Source organism: Burkholderia sp. Ac-20392, assembly GCF_017104585.1.
In the GTDB taxonomy this organism is placed as follows: Bacteria; Pseudomonadota; Gammaproteobacteria; order Burkholderiales; family Burkholderiaceae; genus Burkholderia; species Burkholderia lata.
The window spans coordinates 1-5,720 of sequence record NZ_JAAGPB010000504.1; the positions used below are offsets into that span (position 1 = coordinate 1).

Here is a 5,720-nt window from a genome sequence, read left to right on the forward strand (position 1 = left end):
TGCCGCGGGCGCCGCCGCGATCACCTCGTCCGCACGCACGATCTGCGCACCGTGAACCTGCTCGAGCCACGCAGCACTCGACTGGCCTGCCAGCGCCAGCAAGCGCGCGCGATTCCCGGCGACATGGGCCGGGTCGTCACCGGTATGCAGGCCGAGATTCATCCCGCCCGGCAGCGCGTCACCGCCCTGCCAGCGCCCGTACGGGCCTTCGCTCAGCCCGCCGTCGCGCGTCGTGATCAGCGCGCGCACGCGCGGCGACACCTGCCAGTCGGGCTGTACGCAGTCCTGCCACGTCATCGGCGCTAGGTTCGTCATCGGCACTCACTCCTCCTCATCGTCCAGGTACGGCTCGTCATCGTGATACTCGCCGCCGAAATCGTCATCGTCGTAGACACCGTCATCGTCGTCGAATTCCTCGTCGCCCTGCCCGAAGCCGAGCGCCGCGACCAGTGTGTTCATGTCGTCCGGCAGCGGGCAGCGCCATTGCATCGCCTTGCCGGTGACCGGATGCACGAGACCGAGCCGCCATGCATGCAGCGCCTGTCGCGCGAACCCGTCCGGCAGCGGCGTGACCGAGCGCTTACCGCGCGCACGGCCGTACACGGGATCGCCGAGCAGCGGATGTCCAGCATGCGCGCAGTGCACGCGGATCTGGTGCGTGCGACCGGTCTCGAGATCGCACTGGATCGCCGAAACTGGCTGACGTTGCCACAGGCATGTGTCAACCGTGCGGAAATGCGTGCGCGCGGGCTTGCCCGATGCGCCCGTGACGACGGCCATGCGCGTACGTTCACGCGGATCGCGGCCGATCGGCGCGTCGATCGTGCCTTCCTCGGGCATCGTGCCCCACACCAGCGCGAAATAGCGGCGCTTTACCGTGCGGGCCTGCAACTGGCGCACGAGGTCCGTCTGCGCGGCCAGCGTGCGCGCCACCACCATCAGGCCCGACGTTTCCTTGTCGAGCCGGTGGACAATCCCTGCGCGCGGCAGGCCGGCCGCCGCGTCGCCATAGCGATGCAGCAGCCCGTTGAGGATCGTGCCGCTCCAGTTGCCGGCGGCCGGATGCACGACGACGCCGGCCGGCTTGTTGATGACCACGAGCGCGTCGTCCTCGTAGATCACGTCGAGCGGCACCGGCTCCGGCGTAAAGGCGAGCTGCTCGGGGAGCAGGTCGGGCACGAGCTCGATCTTCGCGCCGAGCGGCACCGGCTGGCGGATCTTCGCCGGCGCGCCGTCGACGAGCACGCGCTGCGCCTCGATCCAGCTCTGCAGGCGGCTGCGCGAGAATTCGGGGAACAGTTGGGCGAGCGCCTTGTCGAGGCGTTCGCCCGCGAGCGACATCGGCACTTCGACGACGCGCGGCGCTTCATCGACCGCTGCGGACGGCACGACGGGCGGCTGCATTGCGTCGCCGGTCAGATCGTCATCGAGGGAATCCCCCGAGGCAGCGTCGGCGGGCCGATCGCTTGGGCTATAATCTTCGCGATTTGGTGTGCCCGGCTGGGCATTCTGCGAACTTGAACGGGTCATTTAGACTGGGTCACCGAGACTTGAAGCTAGGACATGCGAGCATGATGAATTCGACCAAACGCACGGCCAGAACCGTCGCCGCCCGGGCTGCGGCGGTAGCGGCCGTGGCCCTCATCGCCGGCTGCCACGGCTTGCCGCAGAAGCAGGACGAGACGGCTACCTGGTCGAACAACAAATTATACTCAGAGGCCCAGGACGCACTGTCCGGAGGCGACTGGGGCAAGTGCGCGAAATATTTCGAATCGCTGCAAGGCCGCGATCCGTTCGGCCATTTCGCGCAACAGGCGCAGATCAACGTTGCGTACTGCAACTGGAAGGATAACGAAGCGGCCGCCGCCGACCAGGCTGTCGATCGCTTCATCCAGCTCCACCCCGATCATCCGGATATCCCGTACGCGTACTACCTGAAGGGGATGATCCACTTCAACGACGATCTGGGCCTGTTCGGCCGCTTCTCCGGCCAGGACATGAGCGAGCGCGATCCGCAGGCACTGCGCGAATCGTACGATGCGTTCAAGGTCGTCGTCGACCGCTTCCCGAAGAGCAAGTACGCGCCCGACGCCGCCGCGCGGATGCGCTACATCGTCAACGCGCTCGCATCGCACGAAGTGCACGCGGCCGACTACTACTACCGGCGCGGTGCCTACGTCGCGGCCATCAACCGTGCGCAGCTCGCGATCAAGGACTACAAGGGCGCCCCGGCGATCGAGGACGCGCTGCACATCATGATCCTGTCGTACGGCAAGCTGAACCAGCCGCAACTCGCCGAGGACACGAAGCGCGTGCTCGCCGGCACGTTCCCCGACAGCCCGTACGTCACGGGTCACTCGCGCCCCGGCGCGAAGAAGTCGTGGTGGCAGTTCTGACCAAAGCACCGTGCAGCACGCGCTGCACGAACAAAAAACCCGGCCATCGAGCCGGGTTTTTTATTGGCGCCGCACTCAGGCGGCGCCGGTGCGATCGCGCGACGATCGCCGCGCGGGCCGTCACGTGCGCTTTGCCGAACGGTGCTCGTCGAAGAAGTCCTCGACGACCGCGATCTCGCGGGTCCGCTTGAACGGCGGCAGGCTCTGCCAGATTCGGCGCCCGTAGGGTTTGTCGACGAGCCGCGTGTCGCAGATCATCAGCACGCCGCGATCCGTCTCCGCGCGAATCAGCCGGCCCGCGCCCTGCTTCAGCGTGATCACGGCCTGCGGCAACTGGTGCACGGCGAACGGGCTCAGCCCCTTCTTCGTCAGCGCGTCGAGCCGCGCGGCCAGCACAGGATCGTCCGGCGGCGCAAACGGCAGCTTGTCGATCACGACGAGCGACAGCGCGTCGCCGCGCACGTCGACGCCTTCCCAGAAACTCTGGCTGCCGACCAGGATCGCGTTGCCATACGCACGGAAACGGTCGAGCAGTTCGGTGCGGCTTGCATCGCCCTGCACGAGCAGCGGCGTGTTCCAGCCGCGTGATTCGATCACGTCACGCAGCTTCGATGCGATCCGATCGACCGCGCGCAGCGTCGTGCACAGCATGAACACGCCGCCGCCGGACGCCTCGATCGCCGGCAGCGCGGCGTCGAAGACGGCATCCGTAAACGCCGGCGAAGACGGTTGCGGCAGGTTGCGCGGCACGTACAGCAGCCCTTGCGACTGGTAGTCGAACGGGCTTGCGAGCGTCATCGAGCGACGCGAGCTGAGGCCCATCTGCGCCGCATAGTGCGTGAAATCGCCGCGCACCGACAGCGTGGCCGACGTGAACACCCATGCACGCGGCACGCCCGCACGCTGCTTGGCAAAGATCGGCGCGACCGACAGCGGCGTTTCGTGCAGCTGGACCGTATGTGCGAACACTTCGACCCAGCGCACCTTCTCGTTCGGATCGCCGTCGGATGCCGCCTTGTCGCCGGCTGCCGTTGCGTCGGCCTTCGCCGCCGCTTCCGTCGCGCCGGGTGCGACCCAGCCGGCCAGCAGGTCCTGCAGCTCACGTGCGCGCCGCAGGCACGCGCCGAGCGATTCCGCCCGTTCGGCCTGGCTGGCAAGCGCCGACGCCAGCGCGTCGAGCGCAGCCTCGAGCGCGTCGAGCGCGCCGAACATCGGGTGATCGTCGCCGAGCTGGGCGAGCGACATGCGGACGATCTGGTCGTTCGCGAACGCCAGACGCAAGTCGCGCGCCGCGCGCTCGAGATCGCCACCGAGCTTCACCCACTCGACCGCGTCGCGTGCATGGCTCAGGCCTTCCGCCACCGTGTCGCGGGCGAGCTCGAGAATCTGCGTCGTCGACAGCGTCTCGCCGAAGAACAGCGTCGCCGTTTCCGGCAACTGGTGCGCCTCGTCGAAGATGACCGTGTTCGCGTTGGGCAGCAGCTCGGCCATCCCCGTATCGCGCAGCATGATGTCCGCGAAGAACAGGTGGTGGTTGACGACGACGACGTCGGCCTGCTGCGCCTCGCGCCGCGCCTGCATCACGAAGCAATCCTTGTAATGCGGGCATTCCTGGCCGAGGCAGTTGTCGCGCGTCGACGTGACCATCGACCACACGGGCGCCGTTTCCGGCACGCTCGCGAGTTCGGCCTTGTCGCCGCTCTTCGTAATCTTTGCGAAACGGACGATTTCCTGCAGATAGGCCGTATCCTGCCGCGACGGCAACCGGCCGTTGTCGGCCGTGCGTTGCAGGTAGTAGTGGCACAGGTAGTTTGCACGGCCCTTCAGCATCGCGACCGACACCGGTACGGCCAGCGCGTTGCGCACGGTCGGGATGTCGCGCGCGAACAACTGGTCCTGCAGGTGTTTCGTGCCGGTCGACACGATCACCTTGCCGCCCCACAGCATCGCGGGCACGAGGTACGCATAGGTCTTGCCGGTACCCGTACCGGCCTCGACGATCAGCGTGTTGTCGCCGGCATCGCTGTCGGGCTCGGTTGCAGCGGCGTCCGCGCCCGGCTCGGCCGCCTTGTCGCCGTCGCCGAGGCGACGCGCCGGCCGCTTGCGGGTTTCGAAGATCTCGGGGTCGGGCATCCGGCGCGCGGACGCTTCCATCGCGGACGCGACGGCGCGCGCCATCTCGATCTGCGCCATACGCGGCCGATAGCCGTCGAGCGCACGCGCCAGCAATCCGCCTTCGCCGAAGATCGTGTCGAGTTCGTCGACGCGCTTGCGGCTCAGCTCGAAGGTGCCTTCGGGCGCACGAGCACGCCCGGCAGACGACGCGTCTCGCCGGGCATCGGGGGTGGCTTCAAGCGGTGAATTCAAGGCAAGCGTTCCTGTGTCCAGCGCCCGGGCGGCGCCGGCGCTTGCCAGGCCGCGCTCAGGCGCGCTTATCCGGTTCCAGCTGCGATTGCAGCAAAATGATTTTGTCCTTGGCCGCCAGCTTTTCTTTTTTCAGGCGGTGCAACGTGATGTCGTCGATGTCGGAGTGTCCTTCCTTCAACTCGATCTCCCGAGCGAGCTGCTGGTGCTGCTCCTGCAATGCAGCCAAACGGTTGTGCAATTCCTGCTGCTGTTCCGTAGGACGGTTTTGCATATGCGCCTCCTCATCGAAGCAGCGCGCCGGCTGGCGTGCCAGCGCGCACGAGACTGATTCCGGATCAATCCAACACGTTACTGCCCCTGCTGTTGCTTCTGCTGCGCCTTCTCGGCCGCTTCCTTCTGACGCTGCTCGACATCGGCCTTGTGCTGTACGGCTTCCTTCTGCTTCTGCTCGTAGCGCGCGGCGTTGTCCGCCCGCTCCTGCGCCTTCTGCGCGGCCTGCTGGTGCGCCTGGTCGAGCTTGCGCTGGAAGTCGCCCTGCTTCTGGTCGTATGCCTGCTTGCTCGCCGCGCGCTGCGGCCCTTCCGCGCCGCGCTGCGCCTGCTTCAGAGCATTCTGCTCCTGCTTGTCGCGGAACGCAGCCGCGTTTGCCGCGTCGTTCGCCGCGCGCTGCGGCGCTTCCGCCGCGTTCTGCGCAGCCTTCAGTGCCTGCTGCTGGTCGCGCTGCTGGGCGCGCACCGCCCGCTGCTCGTCGTTGAGCGCGAGCTGCTCCTGGCGGATGCTCGCCCGCTCGTCGCGCATCGTGTCACGCGCCTTGCCGAGACAGTGATTGACGAAGAACTTGCTGTAGCAATCGTGCTCGGCCACCGCATAACGATAATCGTTTTCTGCGGAGCGTTGATTGAGCACTTTTTGACGGGCGTCGAAATCCGGTGCGGCCGAGGCCGTCACGGGCGCAGC

Annotated in this window: 6 protein-coding genes; 1 reads left to right on the top strand and 5 read right to left on the bottom strand. The window is 67.1% G+C overall.

Annotated features, from left to right (window positions below; translation table 11 throughout):
- On the bottom strand, positions 1-315 hold a 315-nt coding region (locus tag G3N99_RS33210), incomplete at its 3' end, for a laccase domain-containing protein (protein WP_206124489.1).
- Between the two features lie 6 nt (positions 316-321).
- Positions 322-1,530, bottom strand: coding sequence for an RluA family pseudouridine synthase (locus tag G3N99_RS33215; RefSeq protein WP_174941061.1), 1,209 nt, complete (start codon positions 1,528-1,530; stop codon positions 322-324).
- Positions 1,531-1,571: 41 nt separating this feature from the next.
- On the opposite strand from G3N99_RS33215, the gene G3N99_RS33220 reads away from it, so the two are divergent.
- Complete coding sequence (locus tag G3N99_RS33220) at positions 1,572-2,396, top strand: outer membrane protein assembly factor BamD (protein ID WP_174941063.1); 825 nt, start codon at positions 1,572-1,574, stop codon at positions 2,394-2,396.
- 120 nt (positions 2,397-2,516) lie between these two features.
- On the opposite strand, the gene G3N99_RS33225 is transcribed toward G3N99_RS33220, so the two are convergent.
- The 3 genes from G3N99_RS33225 to G3N99_RS33235 form a co-directional block, all read right to left on the bottom strand.
- Positions 2,517-4,763 carry an ATP-dependent DNA helicase gene (locus tag G3N99_RS33225; protein ID WP_174946404.1) on the bottom strand — a complete coding sequence of 749 codons (2,247 nt, stop codon included), beginning with the start codon at positions 4,761-4,763 and terminating at the stop codon, positions 2,517-2,519.
- A 55-nt stretch (positions 4,764-4,818) separates the two neighbouring features.
- Positions 4,819-5,034, bottom strand: a complete 216-nt coding sequence (locus G3N99_RS33230; protein ID WP_006755091.1) for a YdcH family protein — start codon at positions 5,032-5,034, stop codon at positions 4,819-4,821.
- A 77-nt stretch (positions 5,035-5,111) separates the two neighbouring features.
- Positions 5,112-5,720: hypothetical protein (locus G3N99_RS33235; protein WP_241011985.1), on the bottom strand; the 609-nt coding region annotated here is incomplete at its 5' end.

What these genes read in the sequence shown, in the direction of transcription:
- G3N99_RS33215 (WP_174941061.1), bottom strand. Translation starts at nt 1,530, where the DNA reads ATGACCCGTTCAAGTTCGCAGAATGCCCAGCCGGGCACACCAAATCGC.
- G3N99_RS33220 (WP_174941063.1), top strand. Translation starts at nt 1,572, where the DNA reads ATGATGAATTCGACCAAACGCACGGCCAGAACCGTCGCCGCCCGGGCT.
- G3N99_RS33230 (WP_006755091.1), bottom strand. Translation starts at nt 5,034, where the DNA reads ATGCAAAACCGTCCTACGGAACAGCAGCAGGAATTGCACAACCGTTTG.